The sequence below is a fragment of the Chitinispirillales bacterium genome (assembly GCA_031254455.1).
In the GTDB taxonomy this organism is placed as follows: Bacteria; Fibrobacterota; Chitinivibrionia; order Chitinivibrionales; family Chitinivibrionaceae; genus WRFX01.
Genome location: JAIRUI010000117.1, coordinates 1 through 22,447, shown reverse-complemented (window position 1 = coordinate 22,447; position 22,447 = coordinate 1). Strand labels below are relative to the sequence as shown.

20 protein-coding genes are annotated in these 22,447 nt (G+C 39.3%); 2 read left to right on the top strand and 18 right to left on the bottom strand.

Annotated elements, in window-relative coordinates; all coding sequences use genetic code 11:
- Window positions 1-220: 220 nt before the first annotated feature.
- The 18 genes from LBH98_09155 to LBH98_09070 all read right to left on the bottom strand — a co-directional run bounded on the left by LBH98_09155 (window position 221) and on the right by LBH98_09070 (window position 20,291).
- Complete coding sequence (locus tag LBH98_09155; protein ID MDR0304912.1) at window positions 221-2,185, bottom strand: toxin-antitoxin system YwqK family antitoxin; 1,965 nt, start codon at window positions 2,183-2,185, stop codon at window positions 221-223.
- Between the two features lie 72 nt (window positions 2,186-2,257).
- Window positions 2,258-4,150 carry a carboxypeptidase regulatory-like domain-containing protein gene (locus LBH98_09150; GenBank protein ID MDR0304911.1) on the bottom strand — a complete coding sequence of 631 codons (1,893 nt, stop codon included), beginning with the start codon at window positions 4,148-4,150 and terminating at the stop codon, window positions 2,258-2,260.
- A gap of 25 nt (window positions 4,151-4,175) precedes the next feature.
- The gene (locus LBH98_09145) at window positions 4,176-4,508 is read right to left on the bottom strand and encodes a carboxypeptidase-like regulatory domain-containing protein (GenBank protein ID MDR0304910.1); all 333 of its coding nucleotides are present in this window, start codon (window positions 4,506-4,508) and stop codon (window positions 4,176-4,178) included.
- Window positions 4,509-4,524: 16 nt separating this feature from the next.
- The gene (locus tag LBH98_09140; GenBank protein MDR0304909.1) at window positions 4,525-5,379 is read right to left on the bottom strand and encodes a hypothetical protein; all 855 of its coding nucleotides are present in this window, start codon (window positions 5,377-5,379) and stop codon (window positions 4,525-4,527) included.
- A 32-nt stretch (window positions 5,380-5,411) separates the two neighbouring features.
- The gene (locus LBH98_09135) at window positions 5,412-6,026 is read right to left on the bottom strand and encodes a hypothetical protein (GenBank protein ID MDR0304908.1); all 615 of its coding nucleotides are present in this window, start codon (window positions 6,024-6,026) and stop codon (window positions 5,412-5,414) included.
- Window positions 6,027-6,079: 53 nt separating this feature from the next.
- On the bottom strand, window positions 6,080-7,201 hold the full coding sequence (locus tag LBH98_09130) for a hypothetical protein (GenBank protein ID MDR0304907.1): 1,122 nt from the start codon (window positions 7,199-7,201) through the stop codon (window positions 6,080-6,082).
- On the bottom strand, window positions 7,201-7,905 hold the full coding sequence (locus LBH98_09125; protein ID MDR0304906.1) for a hypothetical protein: 705 nt from the start codon (window positions 7,903-7,905) through the stop codon (window positions 7,201-7,203). Before LBH98_09125 ends, LBH98_09130 begins: the two co-directional genes overlap by 1 nt.
- Window positions 7,902-8,258, bottom strand: a complete 357-nt coding sequence (locus tag LBH98_09120; protein ID MDR0304905.1) for a hypothetical protein — start codon at window positions 8,256-8,258, stop codon at window positions 7,902-7,904. The genes LBH98_09125 and LBH98_09120 overlap by 4 nt, the downstream gene beginning before the upstream one ends.
- Window positions 8,259-8,512: 254 nt before the next feature.
- Window positions 8,513-9,523 (bottom strand): hypothetical protein, encoded by a 1,011-nt coding sequence (locus LBH98_09115; GenBank protein MDR0304904.1) that lies wholly within the window; start codon window positions 9,521-9,523, stop codon window positions 8,513-8,515.
- A gap of 100 nt (window positions 9,524-9,623) precedes the next feature.
- Window positions 9,624-10,826 carry a [FeFe] hydrogenase H-cluster maturation GTPase HydF gene (hydF, locus tag LBH98_09110; protein ID MDR0304903.1) on the bottom strand — a complete coding sequence of 401 codons (1,203 nt, stop codon included), beginning with the start codon at window positions 10,824-10,826 and terminating at the stop codon, window positions 9,624-9,626.
- Window positions 10,827-10,891: 65 nt separating this feature from the next.
- Window positions 10,892-11,350, bottom strand: a complete 459-nt coding sequence (locus LBH98_09105; GenBank protein MDR0304902.1) for a chemotaxis protein CheX — start codon at window positions 11,348-11,350, stop codon at window positions 10,892-10,894.
- Between the two features lie 48 nt (window positions 11,351-11,398).
- The gene (locus tag LBH98_09100; protein ID MDR0304901.1) at window positions 11,399-11,863 is read right to left on the bottom strand and encodes a chemotaxis protein CheX; all 465 of its coding nucleotides are present in this window, start codon (window positions 11,861-11,863) and stop codon (window positions 11,399-11,401) included.
- A gap of 107 nt (window positions 11,864-11,970) precedes the next feature.
- Window positions 11,971-12,675, bottom strand: a complete 705-nt coding sequence (gene cmoA, locus LBH98_09095; protein ID MDR0304900.1) for a carboxy-S-adenosyl-L-methionine synthase CmoA — start codon at window positions 12,673-12,675, stop codon at window positions 11,971-11,973.
- Between the two features lie 4 nt (window positions 12,676-12,679).
- Window positions 12,680-13,855: an aspartate aminotransferase family protein gene (locus LBH98_09090; protein ID MDR0304899.1), complete on the bottom strand. Its 1,176-nt coding sequence runs from the start codon at window positions 13,853-13,855 to the stop codon at window positions 12,680-12,682.
- Between the two features lie 2 nt (window positions 13,856-13,857).
- Window positions 13,858-16,200, bottom strand: coding sequence for a type I DNA topoisomerase (gene topA, locus LBH98_09085; GenBank protein ID MDR0304898.1), 2,343 nt, complete (start codon window positions 16,198-16,200; stop codon window positions 13,858-13,860).
- Between the two features lie 2 nt (window positions 16,201-16,202).
- Window positions 16,203-16,805, bottom strand: coding sequence for a hypothetical protein (locus tag LBH98_09080; protein MDR0304897.1), 603 nt, complete (start codon window positions 16,803-16,805; stop codon window positions 16,203-16,205).
- A 16-nt stretch (window positions 16,806-16,821) separates the two neighbouring features.
- Entirely contained in the window at window positions 16,822-17,565 is a 744-nt protein-coding gene (locus LBH98_09075) for a hypothetical protein (protein ID MDR0304896.1), read from the bottom strand.
- Between the two features lie 167 nt (window positions 17,566-17,732).
- Window positions 17,733-20,291: a glycogen/starch/alpha-glucan phosphorylase gene (locus tag LBH98_09070; GenBank protein MDR0304895.1), complete on the bottom strand. Its 2,559-nt coding sequence runs from the start codon at window positions 20,289-20,291 to the stop codon at window positions 17,733-17,735.
- 247 nt (window positions 20,292-20,538) lie between these two features.
- On the opposite strand from LBH98_09070, the gene LBH98_09065 reads away from it, so the two are divergent.
- The gene (locus tag LBH98_09065) at window positions 20,539-21,144 is read left to right on the top strand and encodes a hypothetical protein (protein MDR0304894.1); all 606 of its coding nucleotides are present in this window, start codon (window positions 20,539-20,541) and stop codon (window positions 21,142-21,144) included.
- Window positions 21,145-21,146: 2 nt separating this feature from the next.
- Entirely contained in the window at window positions 21,147-22,067 is a 921-nt protein-coding gene (locus tag LBH98_09060; protein MDR0304893.1) for a hypothetical protein, read from the top strand.
- Window positions 22,068-22,447 lie beyond the last annotated feature (380 nt).

The window sequence follows — 22,447 nt, the reverse complement described above, 5'->3', positions numbered from 1 at the left end:
CACGTCCGCCATTGTTATTTATTTCTCGGTTTATTCCCACCCGCCTGCGGCGCCTGTCACTTTTGAATCAAGATTCAACTCATTACCTGCGGTAGTTTCTCTGTGCATATCCGAATTAGTATTGACAAACATCGCATGACCTTGTTAGTATCAATTATACCCGTTTCCGCTTTCTCATTCATATCCACAATCATTTTCTCGTTTCTGTAAAACCTATTCATTACCAATCAAAATCTCTATGAAACCCATATTTGGGGTCTAATTCGGTGTCTTTAAAATTTCCTGTTTTTTTAAGTTTCCCGTTTTTGTAGTACAATTTTCCGCTTAACACTCCGTCTTTGTAGTCTCCGGTTATTTTAAGTTTTCCGTTTTCATAATAACGCTCGTGTTTTCCGTTAAAGAGAATCTTTCCGAATTTGTCTATTCCTTCTACATTTCCTACAATTTCAGGTTTTCCATTCTTGTAATAACTCTCGTATTTTCCGTATAACGTCCCATTTTTGTAATTTCCTATAATTTTAACTTTCCCATTTTCGTAAAACTCTTTCCATTTACCGTTTAACTTCCCGTCTTTGCGATTTCCGGTTTTTTTAAGTATTCCGTTCTCATAATATTCTTCAGTTTTACTGCTGATATCTTCTATTGTTTTAAGTTGCCCGTTCTCGTAATACCCTTTCCATATTCTGCCACCATCTTTGTTGTAGTTATATTCTTTTTTTAATATTCCATTCTCATAATATTCTTTAAATTCCTCATCAAAGTCTATATTACCGTCTTTATAATATATCACTTCTTCAAGTTGTCCATTTTCATAATAACACTCGTGTTTTCCGTCTTTTTTATCATCTTTGTAATTTCCTATAATTTTAACTTTTCCATTTTCGTAAAACTCTTTCCTTTCTCCGTCTAATATTCCACAATACAATGACGAAACATCTGTTTCGATGCAAAACATTCCCGTCTCGTCGGGGTAAGTTTTGCTTTTTAACACTTTGTCTTTATCGTAATATTCACATATTATGGGATGCTTGCTGTCGTAGTAATAAAACAAACCAATGTCGCCATTTCCTGCATCAAACCGATTTCCATGTATTTCGGTTTTAACTTTCCCGTTTTCGAAATATTTATCAAATTTTTTAATAATTCCTCCGTATTTGTAATTTTCTACCGTTTTGAGTTGTCCGTTCTCGTGGTAATACTTCCATTCACCGTCTTTTTCATCATCTTTAAAATTCCCTGTTGCACGAAGTCGTCCGTCGTCGTAGTACTCTTCCCATTTTCCATCTTTTTTGTTGTTTTTGAAATTTCCTCTTACATAAAGTTGTCCGTTATCGTAGTACTCTTCCCGTTTTCCGTCTAATATTCCATCCTTGTAGTTTACCGCCAATTCAAGCTGTCCGTTTTCGTGATAACGCTCAAACCTTCCGACAGGTTCTCCGTCTTTGTAGTTCCTCGTTTTTTCAAGCTGCCCATTCTCGTAATAATATTTCTGTTCTCCGTTCAAGATTCCACATCGTTCCGAAACATCTGTTACGGCGTACAACATTCTTTTAACTTTGTAACATCTACTTTCTATCACTCCGTCTCTGTCGTAATATTCAGACATTATAAAATTTTTGTTATCAAAATAATTCAGCTGTTCATGATTATCATCTTGTTTACTACGGTTGCTAAGAAATTCGGTTTTAACCTTCCCGTTTTCGAAATACTTATCAAATTTTTTAAATAACTCTCCATATTTGTAATTCTCTACCGTTTTAAGTTTTCCGTTCTCGTAGTAATGCTTCCATTCTCCATCTTTTTCATCGTCTTTAAAATTTCCTGTGATTTCAATTTTCTCGTTATTGTAATATCTTTCCCATTTTCCGTCTTTTTTGTTGTTTTTGTAATTTCCTCTTACATAAAGTTGTCCGTTTTTGCAATACTCTTCCCATTTTCCGTCTAATATTCCATCCTTGTAGTTTACCGCTAATTCAAGCCGTTCGTTCTCGTAGTAACGCTCAAATCTTCCAACCGATTTTCCGTCTTTATAATTTCTTACCTTTTCAAGTTTTCCGCTCAAGTAATAATATTTTTGTTCTCCGTCAAGTTTCCCGTTTTTATAGTTTAATACCGACTTAACTTCATATGTCGGATAATATTTCTTAAGCTCACCGTTTTTTATTTTTTTGCCGCTGTTCGCCATAACTCATTCTTCTTTCGCTAAATTTCCCGTTTGGAGCTCAAACATTTTTAGTTTTCTATCGTTTACCATTCTTTATTCCCATCCGCCTGCGGCGCCTGTCACTTTTGAATCCAAATTCAATTCTTTGCCTGCGGTGGTTTCTCTGCGTTTGTTGGGATTAGTGTTTACAAACACAGCATGACCTTTGTCGGTACTTGTTATCCCCGCTGTCGCCGTATTCCTGTTGTTGTCTTTTATATCATAACCGTAAATAATCCCGCCGGTTTTAGCGATACTTGCATTGCCGTACACAAACACACCGCCGCCGGAACGGGCGGTATTAACAGAGATTTCACCATCTGTCATAATAAAATTCCCGTTTTCCACATACACACCGCCGCCGCCATAAGAAGTGCCGTTGGCTTTATTGTTTGAAATTTTGCCGCCTTCCATAATAAAATTCCCGTTTTCCACATACACACCGCCGCCATTATAAGAAGCGGTATTGCCTGAAATTTCACCTCCGGTCGCTGTAAAGAGTCCGTTGTAAACATATACGCCGCCGCCATAAGAAGCGGTATTACCTGAGATTCTTCCATTTTCCAATAAGAAATTTCCTCCCGCACCAACATACACACCGCCGCCATAAGAAGTGCCGTTGGCTTTATTGTTTGAAATTTCACCGCCTTCCATCAAAAAGTTTCCATCGGTAGCCACATACACTCCGCGATACGGATTACTCGAAATCTTTGAGCCAGTTTTCATTATCAGCGTCCCTCTGCCGTTGACATAAATTAACGATACGTTGTTACTGTTATTTCCACGAAGCGTAACTCCGTTGTCCAATATAAGAGTAATACCTGAATTTATAGTGAAAAGCGCCCCCTTATCTGTTAGCGTGATTATTCTTTCTCCTCCGACCCCTTTAATTCGTACGGTGATATTGCTTCTGCCAGCAAAAGAGAGCGGCTGGGCGCCTATATTTTCGTTACCGCTTAATTCAATAATATATTCTTTGTCGCTTTCCGCGTTTGTATGGAGCGCCAGTAATTGTGCCGCCAACGATGTTCCGATAGGGATGTCGTCTTGACGTTGAAAATTTGCTGTAAGCGCAGCGTTTGAATTTAAAGTAATTGTCGTAGATGCGTTGTTTTGATTGGCGACCGCTCCTCCCGTCCATTCAGTAAATACATAGCCGGACGCCGCGTCGGCGGTAATCGTAACGGTTGTTCCCAAAGTATATGACTCCGAGTCCGGTAAACGCGATACCTTGCCGCCGCTTGCCGGATTAACGTTAAGTGAAAGCGCGGCGGTTCCGATTTGCGTGGAAATCGTCAAATCTCTGGTAGGGAATTTTGGATTTGAATTTGAACTTGGAACAATGGAGATACCGGCGCTATTAACATCATCGTCTTTTTTACTGCGGTCTATTGTAACAGTTATCGGTTGCAATCCGCCGTTGGGATTCACCGTTCCGCTCAACGGATTTACTATGACCCATTCGGTGTTGTTCTCTATCGTCCATTCCAATTTATAGGGATTTTCGTTAAAAATATTGAAGGAGCGTACATCGTTCGTGTTACCGAAGTTAAGTCCGGTTATATCATTCATTGTTCCGTCTGCGGCTAATAATCTCAAAACTCTTGGCTGTCTTTCAATCATAACGTCTCTTTGAGAAGCGGTGTTTGCTTTGACGATTATTGTGTACGGGTCGACAAGGTCGGAATAATATGATTTTGTAACGGTTATTGAGTAGCTCCCCGGTTTAACATTCAGAAATTCAAACCGTCCGTTAGCTCCGGTCTGTTGAGTCGTTCCGCTTGGACGAAGTTGAACGTTTGCGTTGTTAATAGGTTCTCCGTCGAAAAAATCTGTAACAAAACCGAATATGCCGCCGTTGTCTTCGTCGGAAGTATCGTTCGTATCCGCACAGGAATAAAACCAAAAGCACAACCCTGCTACAATAAAATATAAAACTTTTTTCATAAATAGTCTTCCTTTCTATATATATCTATTCTACTGTTAGTAAAAAATTTACCAAAGCGCTCTCTCCGACTCGTACGGTAACAATGTTTCGGTCGGTTTTGTAGTCTATGTGCTGAACATTAACGGAATATTGCCCCGGTTCCAAATTTGTAAACTGGTAATTACCTTCCCAGTCGGTCAATCTGTTCGTTCCGTCCGGAGACAATAAAACACTCGCGTTTACTATCGGTTCGCCTGTAAATTTGTCGGTTACCGTGCCGTGAATCCCGCCGAAATTATCAAATTCTTCTTTCGCACAAGAAACTAAGAATATAGACGCTACTGCCAAAGTACAAAAAACATTTAAATATTTTTTCATTTCAATTTCCTTCTCTCTAAAAACCAAAACTCAAAATTAAACCGCCTGTCCCATATAAATCTGCGTAGGGGGTTATCTTAAAATCAGAATCGAACATCTGCGTAAATTTGTTACCGTCGTTCCGTCTTTTTGATACAAAACCGTCTATTACATTCCAAAGGTAAAACGCACCGGTTGCCGCTATGGAAACGTTGCGCCAGTTTTGCAAAGTATTGGCGTTGTCTATATATGCCTTTCTCTGAGACATTTTGAAAGTCGTATTTACTTTTGACGCATTGTCTGCGCGAAACAACTCTGTTGTTACGATGCCGCCGGCGAGAATTGACGTTCCGACGATAAAAAATACGCCTTTTGCATTACTGTCTTTGTAGATTTGAGCCATACCGGGTACAAACGGTTTAAGTCCCAATGCGGTTTTTTCCAATTTTCTGATTTGGTCTCTTGAAATAGTTTCAAGCGGTTCGGGATACGGTATTTTCGCTGTCTGTACAAGCTGCCAAAGTCTGTATTTGCCCGCTCTGCATTCAAGATGCTCGCCGAGACACTGAGCTCTGACCAAAAACTCTTCTGGATTTTCGGATTGAAACACCATGCTGTCGTTTTTTTTATATAATTTTCCCCATTCGCTCGCCGCCGCTCTGCTGCGAGTCGAAAAAACTTCCGCTTCGGCTCGTCTGCGCACTTCGTCCAACGTTCGTCCTTCAACGAAAATCAAGACGAAATCGGAACGACTCGTTTCTTGCGGACGGTAACGGGAGCTGTTAACCCACGAGGGTCGTATTCCGTTCGATAAAGTAAGGCATTGCGCTATTAAGGGCGTTATAGGCGCAGTCGACAATAAAATAAATAACAACGAAAAGATTCTAGACATACTCAGTTCCTTTTTTCTCAATTCAAGGTAGTTTAACGTTCTCTTGTGAATCTTTGAAATACCGCACCCATTTGTTCGCGGAAATTACTCTCTTCAAGCATTACGCGCTTTCTCTCATCTTGCGAAACTACCGACTCTACGTGTTTTAAAAGTTCGTCGGAGATGTTTTTTCTACTTATTTCAATCGCGAGAACCACTTCAAGATGCCCTTTTTCATCGACATCGGAAAATTTGGGACCGCAAATTATAGACGCGTCGTTTATCATCCGTAATATTATCTGATTTCCGCCGGCTCTGACGCGTTCGTCGATATCCGTTCCCGCATTAATACCGATAGAAGAGCCGTAATCCATGATAACTCCCTCGTAAAGATGCGAAATTCTTTGACGAATTTCACTTTGTGCGTTACTGATAGCGGTTCGTTTTATAAAGTCTCTGCGAGTGTAAGGACCGTTTGCGGAAGCCGCGGCTCTGAAAAAGTTAACGTCGTCGCGCACTTGGCATATATCTTCCGCATGTCCTTGGAATCCTCCTCTTGCTGTTGTCGGTGCGGTTTCCCGCTCGTTTTTTCCGCCGCCGCACGAGATAAGACTAATAGCGACAACCGATACCGCAAGTTTGATTAATAACTCTTTTTTGATGCTCATAAAAACTCCCTCCGTTAGGATTGTTTATTTGTTAAATCTAAAAAATTCAAAAATTATTCCCAGCCGCCGGCTGCACCGGCTATGCTTGAGTTCAGAAATATCCCCGCTCCTGCTGTTGTCTCTCTACGTCTGTTGGGGCTTGTATTTATAAAAACGGCATGTCCTTTGTTATTACTATTTATACCTTCTGTCGCCTTATTACCATTGCCGTTTGTTATATCATAACCGTAAACAACACCGCCGATTTTGGTAAAGTTCGCTTTGTCGCTTACAAACACTCCACCGCCTGAACGAGCTGTATTTCCCGAAATTTCTCCGCCGGTCATAGCAAATTTGCCGTTTTGCACATATATTCCTCCACCTCCGGAAGCGGTGGAAGTCCCGTTAGCGATGTTACCTAAAATTTTACCGCCTTCCATTTCAAACATTCCATTCCACATGTTTATTCCACCGCCTGAACGAGCTGTATTTCCCGAAATTTCTCCATCGGTCATTAGAAAGCGTCCGTTAATTCCTACTCCGCCGCCTTCGGAATTTGCGGTATTACCAAAGATTTTTCCGCTTTTCATCTCAAAGTATCCGCCGTCGGCTACATACACCCCGCCGACTGAACTGGCGGAATTGGCGAAGATTTCACCGCCTTCCATAAAGAAACTTCCGTCCACCCCGACATATACCCCTCCTATTCCGCCGTTATAACGAGTATCTGTATTGCCGGAAATCTTTGCTCCGTTTTTCATTGTAAGAGACCCTCTGCTGTTTATGATAATCAACGGAACGTTGTTTTTACTGTGTCCTCGAATGGTAATATTACTGTCTAATATTAATGTAACGCCGGCGCCTATACTGAAAAGTGAGCCGTTATCCGTCAATTGTATAATTCTTTCCCTATTATTACTTTTAAGTCGTATTTTTATATTCTTATCAGAGAAAGAGAGAGTTTGAGGCTCCATATTTCCGTGACTGGATAGTTCAATAGTGTATTCTCCGCCATTTACCGCATTTTCATTAAGCCACTGCAATTTTTCCGGTAAGGTTAAACCATCAACGGTATTTGGAACAGTGCCCGGACGAGGTCTACTAGTTGTGTCGTCAAGTTCTAATGTTCCTAAATTACAGCCAGTAAATAAGAACAAATAAGCAAATATACTCAAAAATATTTTAATGTTTTTCATTACCTTCTCCTTCCTGTAGTTAAAGTGTAGCCAGCACTTAAAGATATAGTTGCTGAAAATTTATTAACCTTGTGTGCAACCGCATCATCGTAAAAATAACTGAACACTTGACCACCATTAGCACGGTAAGATTCAACAAAATTAACTCTTCTGAATCCAAACAAAATTTTAGTGGTAAAATCAAAATTATGCGTATTACCCGCCAATAATTTGAGGAAAAAGCCGGCAATATTAAAGTTTTTATCGGTGTAGGTGTCAATAATAATGCCACTTTCTTTAACATTGATATGGTAGTTCGTTCTAGAAAGCCCTAAACTAACACCGACTGCGCCTTTATCAAAATAACCTCCAAGATTTAAGAAGCCACCTAGATTTAAGAAGCCACCTAAATAATCTGTTCCGCCATGTGCGGTACCGGTAAGAAAAAAATTATTTATGAAAATTCCACCTAATTCAACGGCTACGCCTACACCTAATAAACCAGTTCTTGCCGGTGTTCCTTTAAGGTTTTTAGTACTCAAAGAATAAATATTCGCACGAGTCGAAGAATCTGCTGTAGAATCCGGTTGACCTTGAATTACCGGAGGAGTAATTGCCACAAATTCAGGACGAGCAGAAAAAACAAAAGATTGTGCAGATACATTTTGTGTCGAGCAAAACAAAACAATCGCTGCAATTGCTAATAAGTTATTAAAATGTTTCATCTACTTCTCTCTTTCTTTTGTAAGCCTTCAACTTTCGGGAAAAGTATGATACAATTTTGTTTTGCGAAGATATAAACGAAACAGATAATCGTAAAGAAAATTTTACGAGAAAAGGTGATGAAAAATTGATTTATTATATCAAGAAAGTCAGAAATTAATACCGATTTATGTCCTGAAACCCGCTCTGCGAGAGGATTGGCACGGAATTTGATGGGGGGGGGGGGGGTAAATCTTAACGAGGGATTGACAGTGTCAAATACATAATTTAATTTCACCGCTATATTGGCGTAAACCGTCCGCCTCGTTTTGAAAAGCAAAGAAGAAATTATATTTATTATCGCCGTCTTACTCATTGTCGCCGCGTTTCTAATTTTGGTTTAGTCAACATTCATTTATTTATATAAATATAATATTTTTTATAATGTTTCGCCGAATTTTTTTTATTTTTTAAACTTTTTTATTGGTTTTTTAGTTTTCGGCTATCCAACGAAGGCATCGACTGCGGAATAAATATTTTTTTTGGGAATTGAACAAATTTCATTTGGTAAATAGTATTTTCTTTGTGAAAAATAGTGTGAAATTAAGAAAGGAATGTAAATTACGAAAATTACAATCCAAATTTCAGTGAAACGCCGTAAGTTCCGTCAAGAGCGGACGAATAAATATAGGCGAAATCAATGTTTGTTCGATTAAAAAGATATATTCCTCCGCCAAACGTAAGTTTATGCGAATCCGTTAGACCCAATCGAAGAGAAACTATTTTTTTAATCGTTAAATCCATACCGTAACCAGCCGCAACAAATAAATTTTGCGGATTTTGACGAATTGAGCCGCTCTTAATTTCGTCTTCAAAAACACTCTCTTTACCCAGCGTATTTGAAACTACGCCGGAATTTCCAAACAAATCGGGTGAACGGTAAAGTAATTCGATTTTCAAATTTTCTTTTACTTTTTTTGAAAGCCCATACGCCAAAAAAGCCTGCGGAAGAACGTTTTCGTGGTAATTTTTGCTCCAATGCGTATATTGCGTCGTTATGTTGTCGATTTGAAACGAAATGAAATTCCCGCGATTTGTAGAAAATAAAACGCCCAAATCCGCGCCGATTCCATACCCTGTCCATTCCACGAGCCGCCGGCGCATAACGTTAATCGAACCGCCGACGCTCAAATTCCAGCGTTCAAAATTAAATAATTTTCTCGCATAATTTATATTTATGGAAAGTTCGCTGCTTGAAACTTGCGAAATTTTATAAGTCGGCTCGGCGTTTTCAAACGGAATTATCTGTTCGACCGAATCTATGCCGGGAATATTGAGGTATCCTATAAACGCCGAAACAACGTTTTGCGAGTCAACTTTCACTGTTGCGTGTGTAGTCGCCGCCCAAAACGAATTTTCGTAAAATCCCGTATAACCGGCAAAAAAGTTTGTTTTTTCGGATAAAATTATGCTGACGGGATTGTTTACGGGAATCGGATCGGAGCAAAGTGCGTTTTTTGCCTCACCGGTCGCCGCAAATTCAGGCGACATGAAAAGAAAACGGTTTTCGTTTCCGTACACGGACCTTTCGGCGCAAGCTATTAAAACAGCAAAAATTATAATTACTATAACTTTTTTCACTGAAATTCCTTTACAAAATCTATTTAAAAATAAGAGCGGAATCGTTTAAAGAAAATAATATCTGCCAAAACAACAAGAGGAAGATTACGAAGTCGAACGATTACATAAACGGCGCTATAGTTCTCATAGCGATGCCCTGCAAAAAAGAAATCGCCACGCCGTAATTTGTGATTGCTACATTCTTTTGCCTGCAAGTTTCCATTCGCATAAGCATTTCCCGCCGCGTGAGCATACATCCGCCGCAATGAATTACTAGTGAATACTTTTGTAAACCTTGCGGGAAATCCTTTCCGGAGCAGAAGTCGATTTGTGGTGCAAAACCTAAATTTCGTTCCAATAATTTTGGAATTTTCACTCTGCCGATGTCCTGTTCAAGCGGGTGGTGTGTACAGGATTCTGCAATTAAAATTTTGTCGTCGGAAGTTAATTTCTCTATTTTCCCGCCGCCTTCGACAAACACTTCCAAATCGCCTTTATTTCTTGCAAAAACTATAGAAAATGTCGTTAATTTCACGTCTTCAGGCGTATTTTTTGCGACAAAATCGACAACCTGCGAATCGCAAACAACCAAATCAGGCTTACTTTTTAGACTATCAAACATTTGTTTATACGTGTTTTGCTGCGTAATTGAAACGACCGCGTTCGCGTCCAAAACGTCGCGGATCGCTTGCGCCTGCGGAAGAATCAAACGCCCTTTAGGCGCAGCTATATCAATAGGAACGACAAAAATTGTATGTTTGCCCGGTAGTACGATATCGCCTAAAAGCGGGGGAGGAGTAATGAATTCTTCCGGAACGATTTTTATTATTTTTTCTTTGAAAGCGACAATATTTTGTTCTCTTTCAACCGCGTTTGCGGACGACAAAATTAAAATTTCACCTAAATTTACAAATTTTTTAATTGTTTTTTCTTCCGGTTTTTCTATGTCGGATTTATTAAAAATAATTATTAGCGGAATATTTTCGTTTGCACATCTGCGGGCGATTTCCAAGTCTGTATCGTTTGCCTGTGCGGTAGTTATTATTACGACAATATCGGCTCGTTTTATAGCGTTCTTAGTGCGAATAACGCGTTTTTCTCCCAATTCCGAATTATCGTCAAGCCCCGCGGTATCCAAAAATAAAACAGGACCTATCGGCAAAAGTTCCATCGGTTTTTCAACGATATCGGTAGTCGTTCCGTGAATTTCACTTACAATCGAAACGTCTTGCCCCGTTATCATGTTCAAAAATGAGGACTTCCCGACATTTGTCTTTCCAAACAATCCGATTGTCAAACGAAGTGATTTTGGTGTTTTTTGCATTTGGATTTCCTGTTTCTATTCAAAAAACATTTTCCGTCACTTCTCGCTATTGTTTTTGTTATGTTTTAACTCGTTTTTAACGCTATTTCAACCGCAAATTCGCCGAATTCGCATTTGTACGGAACTACAATTGTACTTACGCCTGAAGGAGCGACAAGTTCATGCCCGCTGCCTACAACGACATTAGGTAAACTCACCGAAACTTTATAGTCTGTAAGATATTGCTTTGAATATCCGGCTATAATATTAGCGATTTCACCTATTCCGTCGGTAAGGTCGGAATTGACGGCGGTAAGTTCTGAACCGAGCATTTTGGAGACTACGCGCAGCGCCGTAATTTTTGAAAAGCTTATCGCAATTGAACCTTGCGCTTCGCCAGAAAGTCCGATAACGCCCGATACGTCGTGAGAATGCTCGGCATTGCTCTTGACAATGGGTTTCTCCATCGTAGGCTCTATGCCTATCATTGTCTTAAACGTTTCATTGGTCGCTTTCAAAAACGGATTGATAAATTTAACATCCATATTCACCTCTTATTTTAAAAATAATTTTTATTGCAAAATTTTTATCGTTTATGTTTTCAACGCCACTTCCAGCGCAAACTCACCGAGGTCGCATTTGTAAGGTATGACGATCGTATTTACGCTTATGCTTGTGGAAGTAGTAATTTTATGCCCGCTGCCTACGACGACATTAGGCAAACTCACCGAGACTTTATAATCTATAAGGTACTGTTTTGCATATCCGGCTATAATATTTGCAATTTCGCCTATTCCGTCGGTAAGGTCGGAATTAACTATTTTAATTTCCGTCCCAAGCATTTTGGAAACGGTACGCAACGCCGTAATTTTTGAAAAACTTATCGCAATTGAACCTTGCGCTTCGCCAGAAAGTCCGATAACGCCCGATACATCAAAATGATGCTCGGCGCCCGGTCCCTTAATAATAGGTTTTTCCATTGTAGGTTCTATACCAATCATCGTATTAAAAGTCTCGTTAGTCGCTTTTAAAAACGGATTGACAAATTTAACGTCCACATTACCTTCTTTTTATCAAGTCAAATGTTTACTACAATACACATAAAATACTATATGCCGTTAAACGTTTATAATAAAACACATGATTTTAATTATAAAATTAAAAATTACTTCCAAGCGATATACGAACAAAAATTTATTGCCTGAAACCATCGTTGTGTTTTTTTGAATCCTACATCACTAAGCCGCTTAATATGAATTTTTTCGGAATCGGCGATCAAAACGTTTTCCAAAGCGGCTCGTTTTTGGGAAATTTCCGTTTCGTTATAGCCGTTCGCCCGCTTAAAGTCATAATAAACATCGGTAAAAAAATCGTCTTCGTTGTTTATTTTTTCGGTCAAAATCAAAACGCCGTTTTCAACCAAGGAATTGTAAATTTTTTTCAAAAGCGAGGCCCTTTCGTCGGGATTTATGAATTGCAAAGTCAAATTTAAAACGACAAAAGACGATTTTTCAAAATTTATTTCCGTAATATCCTCGCAAAAAAGCGAGACTTGCCGTTCTTTTTTACTTTCCAAAACCAAAACTTTTGCCTTTTCAATCATCGGACTACTGATATCGAAACCAAAGATTCTACAATTTTTGACATTTTGGGCAATCGTTAAAGAAACCGCGCCCAAAGAACAGCCCAAATCGTAAATCGCGGTATTCGGCTGGGCGTATTTTTTGGCTAAAACGGCAATTAGTGAAATTATCGTGCCATAACCGGGGACGCTACGTTTCAACATATCGGCAAAAACGGCGGCGACTTTTTCGTCAAACGCAAATTCGGCGATTTCCGGATGCTCTTCTCTAAAAACGATGTCGCGCATAAACTCAGTTTTTTACCTCGTCTAAAACCGAAACAAAAATTTTTAACGCCTCGTCTAATTCGTCTTTTGAAATAATGAGCGGCGGGATAAAACGAATCATATTTCTTTCGGATTTCGCAAGCAACAATCCTTTTTCTTTCGCTTTTGTCACGGCTTTTTTCGATTCAAAATTAAGTTGAACTCCAACCAAAAGTCCACGCCCGAAAATTCCTGTTATTTCATCGTGTGTTTTTTGAATTTCGGAAAGTTTTTGTTTTAGATATTCACCTTTTTGTACGACGCCGTCCAAAAATTCCCTGTTGTCGATAATTGAAAAAACGGTGTTTCCCAGGGCGCACGCCACACAATTTCCTCCGAAAGTCGTACCGTGGTCGCCCGCTTTTATAGTCGAAACAAACTTTTCATTAGCAAGAACCGCGCCTAAAGGAATGCCTCCTCCAAGCGGTTTTGCGGCGGTAAGCATATCGGGAATTATATCGTAATTTTGATAAGCCCAAAGTTTTCCGCTGCGTCCTATTCCGCACTGAATTTCGTCAAATATAAGCGCTATGTCGTTTTTATCGCAAACTTCGCGCAAAAACTGCAAAAATTCTTTCGCCGCTTCGCAGACTCCGCCTTCAGCCTGAATCGGCTCAACGATTATAGCCGCAAATTCCGCATTTTCCAAAACATTTTTTGTCGCTTCAATATTGTTAAACGGTGCGTAAAAAAAACCCTGTGGAAGCGGATGATATCCTTCATGAAAACATTTCTGTCCGGTAGCCGTCATTGAAGCGTACGTTCTTCCGTGGAAACTACCGTAAAAAGACAAAATCGCCGTTTTTGACGCTTTTTTCGCCGAAGCGTATTTACGTGAAAATTTAATCGCCGCTTCGTTTGCCTCCGTTCCGCTGTTGCAAAAAAACACTTTGTCCGCAAAACTGTTTTCAATAAGCGTTTTTGCAAGATCTATGTTGGGTTGGCTAAAATACAAATTCGACGAATGAATGATTTTCTTAGCCTGTTTCTCAATCGTTTCTTCAAGCGCTTTATTTCCGTAACCGAGCGCATTGACGGCGATTCCCGCCGCACAGTCTATGTATTTTTTCCCATTGATATCAAACAAATAAACGTCTTTACCGTAATCAACAGGCGCACCGGTTCGTGCGTAAGTCGGCACGTAAAAATCTTCGTAATTCATAATTAACTCTTTTTGTTTGTCGTTTCTTTTTTCGCCGCTTTTTTTGCAACAATTCTTTTTATCGGCTCAACTTTGTTTCCGGACAAATCCCATGCCTCGCCGCATAAAGGACATTGGCGAAAGACGCCGTTTGTTTTGTTTTCTTTTTCATTCACGACAATACAGCCACATTTAGGACATTTGTCTTCTACGGGCTTATTCCAAATTACAAAATCGCATTTGGGATATTTGCTGCATCCATAGAAAGAACCGCGCCTGCCGTTTCTTTTAACGATATCGCCGCCGCACTTTGGGCATTTTATTCCGATAGACGCCAAAACCGACTCTGTATAATCGCATTCGGGATATTTGCTACATCTTAAAAATTTATTTTTATCTCGAGTGATAAGCATCATTTTTGAACCGCATTTTTCGCAGATTTTATCGGTTTCTTTGCGGACTTCCCCGCCAAGCGGTTCAATGTATTTGCAGTCAGGAAAATTCGGACAAGCCAAAAATTCTCCGTTTCTGCTGTTTTTTACAATCAACTGTGCGCCGCATTTGGGACATTGTTTTTCACTTACTTTTTGGTGCTGCTTTTTGAGTTCGTCCAAGTTACTTGAAACAGCCGTCAAATTTTTCTCAAAAGGGGTATAAAATTCTTTCAAAAGTTGAATCCATTCAACTTTGCCTTCTTCGACTTCGTCGAGTTTTGTTTCCATTGATGCGGTAAATCCCACTGCAAAAAATTCGCTGAATCTGCTGATCAAAATGTCATTTACTTTGATTCCGATTTCTGTCGGAACGAAACGTTTCTTTTCCATTTCGACGTATTTTCTTTTGCGAAGCACTTCGATAATTGAAGCGTAGGTCGATGGTCTGCCTATTCCCTGTTTTTCGAGTTCGCGAACCAAAGACGCTTCAGAATACCTTGCCGCAGGTTTTGTAAAGCGCTGTTTTTTGTCAAGATTTACGGGTATAAGCGATTGGTTTTTATTCAAATTCGGCAATTTTTCATTTTCTCCGCTTTCGTTGTCGAAATTTTCGTTTGTTTCTTCATAAATCGCCAGAAAACCGTCGAATTTCACTACCGATCCATTCGCTCTGAAAATGCAATTTTCTACCTCAAAATCGATTCGAGTCGCATCAAGAATCGCGTCAGGCATCTGCGAAGCGATAAATCTTTTCCAAATCAGTTCATATAATTTAAGCTGGTCTTTACTTAAACAATCTTGAATGCGATTGGGAGCGTAAGCAATCTCAATGTGTGCAGGGCGAATCGCCTCGTGAGCGTCCTGCGCACTTTCGGATTTTCCATAGAATCGCGATTTTTCTAAATGGTACTTTTTATCAAAAAGTTGTGAGATAAGTTTTTTTACAGCAAAAAGCGCTTCGTTTGAGATTCTGGTAGAATCGGTTCTCATATAGGTAATAAGTCCGACATTTCCGCCTTTTCCAAGAGAAACTCCCTCGTAAAGTTGTTGGGCGATTTGCATGGTTTTTGCGGATGAAAACCCAAAAGCCCGCGCCGCATCCTGCTGTAAAGACGAGGTTATAAACGGCGCATACGGACGACGTGTTTTTTCCTGTTTTACGACATCAATAACTTTCATAGGCTTATTTTTTACACGGGTATAAATTTCCTGCGCCGTCTTTTCGTCCGATACGAACCATTTGTTTTTGCCGGTTTCTTCGGATTTTGAATCCGGATTATTTATTTTTTTTGAATCTACTTCGACAAGTCGCGCTGAAAAATCAACATTTTGCTCGTCGAAATATGCTGTAAGCATCCAATATTCCTGCGGATTGAACTTTCTAATTTCCGCCTCGCGCTCGCAAATAATTCTCAAGGCGACGCTTTGCACTCGTCCTGCGGAAAGCCCTCTGTAAAGCGTTTTCCATAAAACCGGCGAAATTTTGTATCCCACAATTCTATCCAAAATCCGTCTCGCCTGCTGTGCATTCACCCTGTCCATGTCTATGTTGCGCGGATTGGCAATAGCAGCCGTTATCGCCGATTTCGTAATTTCGTTAAATTGTATTCTTTTAATCTTATTTTTTTCGCTTTCGCCTAAAGCGTTCGCTATATGCCACGCGATAGCCTCTCCTTCACGGTCGGGGTCAGACGCCAAATAAATTTCGTCGGAATTTTTAGCGTCTTTTTTTATTTCGGAAATGAATTTTTTTTTGTCGGCGGAAACGACATATTTTGGCGTAAAATCACTTTCTACATCCACTCCAAAACCTTTTTCGGGCAGATCGGAAACGTGTCCCATAGACGCTTTTATTATATATCCCGCTCCTAAATAGTGCGCAATCGTTTTACACTTTGCCGGCGATTCAACTATCAGTAATTTTGACGCCATTTTTACTTCCGATATTGCTTTGCGAGATAATTTGAAATTTCCGTATCATACTGTGCGGTATGTGTAAACGCTTTTAACGCCAAACTATTTCTTGTTTTTTGTGATACTTCGCCCGTTCTTTCTATTTCGTCCATAACGATTTTGTAGTCGTCGGGATTTACTATTACTGTTACGAATTTGTGGTTTTTAGCCGCGCTTCTTACCATCGCCGGTCCGCCGATATCAATGTTTTCCACCGCTTCCTCAATTGAACAATCCGGCTTTGAAATAGTTTGCTTAAACGGATAAAGATTAACAGCGACCAAATCAATAGGGACGATATCGTTATTTTCCATATCTTTTTTGTGTCGCTCGTTATTTCTGACGGCAAGAATGCCGCCATGAATTTTCGGATGAAGCGTTTTTACCCGCCCGTCCATAATTTCCGGATGTCCGGTATGTAAATCCACGCTTTTTACCGCAATTCCCTTTTCTCTGAGAAGTTTTGCGGTTCCGCCCGTAGAAAGAATCTCAACGCCTTTGTCTTGTAAAAACTCGGCAAATTTTTCAACGCCCGTTTTATCTGAAACGCTTATAAGAACGCGGGTAATTTTTACGACATCCATTGACGATTCCTTATATTTACTGAATTTTTGTCACTTCTACAACCAAATCAATTGACTCAACCGGCGCATTAACTAAGTTTTGGTCGGTAATAGGAAGTCCTGCGCGAAAGTTTATCGATTCGTTTCTGCCAAAAGCCGAATTAGTCGGATTTTTCACGTTAGGAAGAGCAATTTCATAAATTTTTCTTCCTTGAACGTAAAATTTAAGCATGCAGTCGAATGCGCTTACAGTCTTTGAACCGTTATTTGAAAAAACAAGGTCTGCAATAATAAATTTATTTTCAGAAACGCTTTTATTATTCAAAATACCGGAAATAGGATACAAAAATTTCTCTGCAGCCGGCGCCGGCGCAGGGACAGCCGCAGGCATTGCCGCGATTTGGTTTTTTAGGTTCATATTTTCGGTAGCCAAACGGCTGTTTTCGTTTGCAAGCGTCTGAAGCGATCCGGCGCTTGTCTCGTATAGCGCGGAGTTTTCGGACAACGCTTTGTTTTTCTTTTCGAGGTCGGCGTTTTTTATTTTCAAATCGTCAGACTGTTTTACCGCTTGGTCTTTTTCCTTAACCGCCGCATCTTTTTCTTTTTTAATCGCAGCGTTTTCATCTTTAATTTTTTTCATCTCTTCTTTAAGATTACGATTTATCATCTGCTCGTCGTTAGCTCGAGCAATCGCATTATCCAAATCTTCTTTGCAGCCGCCATATACTGTTGCCGCAGTAATCATGACAGCAACGATTCCTTGTACAGAAAATAATTTCATAAATCCCCCTAATTTAACAATAATAACAATTTATTTACACTAAAATAATAATACTTAAATCAAAAAGTTGCATAAAATTTACTAAATTCATAAATTTCATAAATTTTACATACAAAAACGGGGGAATATTTATTCCCCGTTTTTTATATTTTTGACAAATCTGACATTTATAACTTGATTTTTACAGGCTTAAGATTCCAAATCTCGTTTGCGTATTCCGCAATTGTTCTGTCGGACGAAAATTTACCCGTATTTGCGACGTTGATAATTGAGCGTCTTGCCCATTCTTTTTTATCGTTAATATACAAATCGGAAACTTCTTTTTGTGCGCGTACGTAGTCGTCAAAGTCGGCCAAAATTAAATATCTGTCATTGTAAAGCAAACTGTCAATTAATGGATTGAATATACCGTCTTCAACAGGAGAAAAATATCCGCAGCGAATGAAATCAATCGTTTTACGAATAGTTTCGGAACGTTCATAATATGAATACGAATTATATCCGCTTCTCTGAACATCCTCTACTTCGTTTGTACGCAGACCGAAAATGAACATATTTTTTTCACCGATTTCTTCCGCCATCTCAACATTTGCACCGTCCATCGTTCCTATAGTCAACGCTCCGTTCATTGCAAATTTCATATTTCCCGTTCCGCTTGCTTCCGTTCCCGCCGTGGAAATTTGCTCGCTCAAATCCGTAGCGGGTATAAGATATTGAGCTAAAGAAACTCGGTAATTAGGAACAAAATAAGCCCGCAAAAGCCCTTTCGTTGCAGGGTCGTTGTTAATTACTTCCGAAATATTATTGATAAATTTAATAATAAGTTTTGCCATATAATAACCGGGAGCCGCTTTCCCGCCGAACATTACTGTACGCGGAGTAAAATTTTTCGTATGTCCCGATTTAATTTCGGCATAAAGATATACGACGTGAAGCGCGTTAAGCAATTGACGTTTATACTCGTGTATCCTTTTAATTTGAACGTCATATAGCATACTTGTATCAAGTTTTATACCGTACCATTTTTCAAGCTGGACGGCAAGACGTTCTTTCGCCGATTTTTTTATTCCCATCCATTCTTTTTGGAAAGCAACGTCGTCGGCGAATTTTTCAAGTTGTTTAATTTTGGATAAATCCGTAATCCACCCTTTTCCGATTTTTGAAGAAATGAAATCCGAAAGAGGACGATTTGCTTGATGAATCCATCTTCGCGGAGTAACCCCGTTGGTTTTGTTGTTAAATTTCTCCGGATAAAGTTGATAAAAATCGTGAAGCAGTCCGTTTTTAAGCAAATCGGAATGCAGCGCCGCTACGCCGTTTACGGAAAAACTCGCCACTATAGCTAAATACGCCATTCTTACTTTCTGCTCGTCTCCTTCTTCAATAATACTCATTCTTCTCAACCTTTCGGTGTCGCCCGGAAATTTGTAAGAAACTTCACGCAGAAAGCGAGAATTTATTTCATAAATGATTTCTATGTGTCTTGGGAGAAGATTAGCTAAAAGTCCGACCGACCAGCGTTCCAACGCTTCGGGCATAAGAGTATGATTTGTATAAGCGAATGTTTTTGAAACGATACTCCACGCTTCTTCCCACTCTATATTATGCTTATCCAAAAACAACCGCATAAGTTCTACCACCGCAATAGCCGGGTGAGTATCGTTAAGCTGTATAACGTTTTTATCTGCGAAATTTTTAAGCGAGTCGTTTGATTTGAAATGACGTCGAATTATATCTTGCAAAGACGCCGATGTGAAGAAAAACTGTTGTTTTAAACGAAGTTCTTTTCCGCTGTGGTTGTTGTCGTTGGGATAAAGTACTTTTGAAATATTTTCGCTGTTAAGTTTTTCCGAACATGCGCCTACATAATCTCCAGAATTGAAACTTCCTAAATGAAAATCGTTTTCGGCTTTACTGCTCCACAAACGAAGCGTATTAACCGTGTTGTTACGATAGCCTGGTATTGGAATATCATACGCTACTGCAACCGCGTCGTCGGTATTTACCCAATGTCTGTGCCATTTGCCTCTTTCATCTACCTGATTTTCAACGCGTCCGTAAAAATGAATTTTGTATTGATATTCCGGACGCTTGATTTCCCAAGGATTCCCGTTTGCAAGCCACTGTTCCGGTATTTCAATTTGATAACCGTTTAATATTTTTTGCAGAAAAATTCCGAATTCGTACCTTATTCCATAGCCTACGGATGGAAGTTCCATCGTTGCCATTGAATCTAAAAAGCAGGCGGCAAGACGCCCTAAACCGCCGTTTCCGAGTCCGGCGTCAATTTCCTGGTCTTCAATTTCTTCAAACGAGAGCCCCAATTCTTTAAGCGCGTTTTGAGTATTGTCCGTAACTCCTAAATTAGAAACGTTGTTTCCAAGCAGACGCCCCATCAAGAATTCAAGCGACAAGTAATAAACACGTCTTGTGTTTTCCGAAGTGTATCTCTTTTGCGTTTCGATCCATCTTTCTACAAGACGGTCTCGCATAGCGAGCGAAAGTCCGACAAACGCATCGTTCGAAGTATAACTTTTAGCGTCTTTAATTTGATAATATTTTATTTTATATAGAAAATCTTCACGAATACCTTCCGTGTCCATTTCTCTGGCTTCAACATCCCAATCCTGCGGATTTGCAGATTTGATCGCCGACGATTTATTTTCCGCTTTTTTTACGGATTCTTTTTTTTTCTTTTCCTCGTTCGCCTTTTTTACGGATGCCATATAAACTCCTTTTTCATAATTCATGAAATGATTTACCGATTAAAATACTATATTTTGCATACAAAAAAATATATAAAATTATTTTACTCCAAATTAGTCAAAAAATCGTTTGATTCCGTTTCTTCTTTTGTAAATTTTTAGGTTCAATCCTAGTTAAGCGTAAATTATATTATCTTTTTGTTTTGAACTTCATGTTGATTAAAACATTTATTAACAATACTGCGGTATTGTATATAAGGAAAATAAGATGAAAATTTTATATATTTTATTCGTTTTTATATTTTTATCCGGCTGTGTCGGTTATACGGAATTTCCGCCGTATAATTCATATCCCGACGATTTTGTTAAATTGATTAAAATCGATTCAAGGATTATAGACGTTAAAAAAGAACAAATAAACACAAAAGAAGAATTGATGACGTATATTCATACTACCAAGAGAGACGGAACGTTTGACGACGACGCTAAAGAATGGCAATATATATATCATCGCAGTTATCTATATTTTTCCATGTCCAACGCGGATGCTTCCGCTTACAAATATGTAGTGTATATAAAGCCGTTAAGTCAAAACAAACCGGTTTTGGATACAAATCTTTACTATTTGGGAATGCCGATATCAACAGACCTAGACCAAGATGATTATATAGGTACTACAATGGCTGGACTTAACGCATATATTAGTAGTCAACGAGTTGTTCTAATAAAAGGAAAGCCCGAATATTGGGCGGATTCTTCGTATGAACACAGAGGAAATAAATTTACGATTTTACCAGTTTGCGACAGTGACGAAACCGAAATTGCCGAATTGCGGTTTACTTACACGGTAAAAAAAGTTGTTAAGGATTATTAACCATGTCAAACAATAAAATAATGAAAATAAAAAAATTAATAATTTCACTGCTTCTCGCTTTTACTTCAGTTTGTTCTACGGTCGATATTGCACCGTTGTCCCCGTATATTAACAGAGGGTTGTCTGTTGATTTGCATTTGTCGCATAACCCGTTGACAATAACTCATTATTACGAACAAAAACCGCAAGAACATATGTATGGATATTATTCCGGATATTCCGCTTATTCAAACGTCATATATTTTAAAAAAAACGCTTGGGAACGGGAAGGCTTTATAAATGTGGGACTTAGGAATGAAAAATTGGAAATTTCCGCTTGGTTACAAGCCGGTTTTGTACGCAGGAGTATTATGAGAACCCGCATAAAATTCAATCATATTGACATAGGAGATAACAGAATATTCGGAAATATCGCAGTTTCGTCGTTTGTCGGATTTTCTTTTATTGAATATATCTCGCCATTCGCGATCGTAAAACGAATAGACTCACACGTAGAAAATATCGTACTTTATGGCGGCGCTTCTGTCGGAACAAGAAAGAAAATAGACGATTTTTCTTATTTTGAAATATTTACAAATCCTCATATTTCGTTTACTCAATATACAGGTCTGGGCAGTCGATCGTACGACCCCGCTAAGGTCTTAGAGAACAGTTATATTGTCGATAAAGATAAAACGTTTAATTTATGGTTTCCAGATTTTTCTATGCCTGTAGGCGTCGGCGTAAAATACAGAAACTTTTTTGCAAGAACCGGTTTTGCAATTTCGGTGACAATCGGCGGCGAATCAAGGAATTTGAATAGACCGGGAACGTTTTTAGACAAAGTAGTCGTTGACTCATATAATCTTCCTAAAATTCCTATTTTCATGGAATGCGGCGTTCATTTCCGAAAATTCAAACAATTGGAAAGAGAAATGCCGTGATAAAAACATTTTACTTTTATTTTACTTTCAACAGCCATTTTCCCCAACGAACCCCTACGGCGCTCCTCGCCGGAAGCGCGCCAGGGGAGCAAATTTACAGAGGCGCTATTTTACAGAATTTTTTGCGCTCGGGTATAATACCCTTTAAAGCGATAAATCGCTGGGCGCAAAATCTTATAAGGAACATCTCAACCTATTCCGTCTTTGCGAGCGAAGCGAAGCAATCCAGCCACCGTATTATCGTTTCACACCCAACTTCGTCGAATACTTATACGTCTTCCCGCTGTTTCCCTTAGCCTCGACTACTACCAAATAACTGCCGTTCGCAACGTTTCTGCCCGCGTTATTCGTCAAATTCCACAGAATCTCTTTGTTATTTC

What these genes read in the sequence shown, in the direction of transcription:
- LBH98_09155 (MDR0304912.1), bottom strand. Translation starts at nt 2,185, where the DNA reads ATGGCGAACAGCGGCAAAAAAATAAAAAACGGTGAGCTTAAGAAATAT.
- LBH98_09150 (MDR0304911.1), bottom strand. Translation starts at nt 4,150, where the DNA reads ATGAAAAAAGTTTTATATTTTATTGTAGCAGGGTTGTGCTTTTGGTTT.
- LBH98_09145 (MDR0304910.1), bottom strand. Translation starts at nt 4,508, where the DNA reads ATGAAAAAATATTTAAATGTTTTTTGTACTTTGGCAGTAGCGTCTATA.
- LBH98_09140 (MDR0304909.1), bottom strand. Translation starts at nt 5,379, where the DNA reads ATGTCTAGAATCTTTTCGTTGTTATTTATTTTATTGTCGACTGCGCCT.
- LBH98_09135 (MDR0304908.1), bottom strand. Translation starts at nt 6,026, where the DNA reads ATGAGCATCAAAAAAGAGTTATTAATCAAACTTGCGGTATCGGTTGTC.
- LBH98_09130 (MDR0304907.1), bottom strand. Translation starts at nt 7,201, where the DNA reads ATGAAAAACATTAAAATATTTTTGAGTATATTTGCTTATTTGTTCTTA.
- LBH98_09125 (MDR0304906.1), bottom strand. Translation starts at nt 7,905, where the DNA reads ATGAAACATTTTAATAACTTATTAGCAATTGCAGCGATTGTTTTGTTT.
- LBH98_09120 (MDR0304905.1), bottom strand. Translation starts at nt 8,258, where the DNA reads ATGAGTAAGACGGCGATAATAAATATAATTTCTTCTTTGCTTTTCAAA.
- hydF (MDR0304903.1), bottom strand. Translation starts at nt 10,826, where the DNA reads ATGCAAAAAACACCAAAATCACTTCGTTTGACAATCGGATTGTTTGGA.
- LBH98_09105 (MDR0304902.1), bottom strand. Translation starts at nt 11,350, where the DNA reads ATGGATGTTAAATTTATCAATCCGTTTTTGAAAGCGACCAATGAAACG.
- cmoA (MDR0304900.1), bottom strand. Translation starts at nt 12,675, where the DNA reads ATGCGCGACATCGTTTTTAGAGAAGAGCATCCGGAAATCGCCGAATTT.
- LBH98_09090 (MDR0304899.1), bottom strand. Translation starts at nt 13,855, where the DNA reads ATGAATTACGAAGATTTTTACGTGCCGACTTACGCACGAACCGGTGCG.
- topA (MDR0304898.1), bottom strand. Translation starts at nt 16,200, where the DNA reads ATGGCGTCAAAATTACTGATAGTTGAATCGCCGGCAAAGTGTAAAACG.
- LBH98_09080 (MDR0304897.1), bottom strand. Translation starts at nt 16,805, where the DNA reads ATGGATGTCGTAAAAATTACCCGCGTTCTTATAAGCGTTTCAGATAAA.
- LBH98_09075 (MDR0304896.1), bottom strand. Translation starts at nt 17,565, where the DNA reads ATGAAATTATTTTCTGTACAAGGAATCGTTGCTGTCATGATTACTGCG.
- LBH98_09070 (MDR0304895.1), bottom strand. Translation starts at nt 20,291, where the DNA reads ATGGCATCCGTAAAAAAGGCGAACGAGGAAAAGAAAAAAAAAGAATCC.
- LBH98_09065 (MDR0304894.1), top strand. Translation starts at nt 20,539, where the DNA reads ATGAAAATTTTATATATTTTATTCGTTTTTATATTTTTATCCGGCTGT.
- LBH98_09060 (MDR0304893.1), top strand. Translation starts at nt 21,147, where the DNA reads ATGTCAAACAATAAAATAATGAAAATAAAAAAATTAATAATTTCACTG.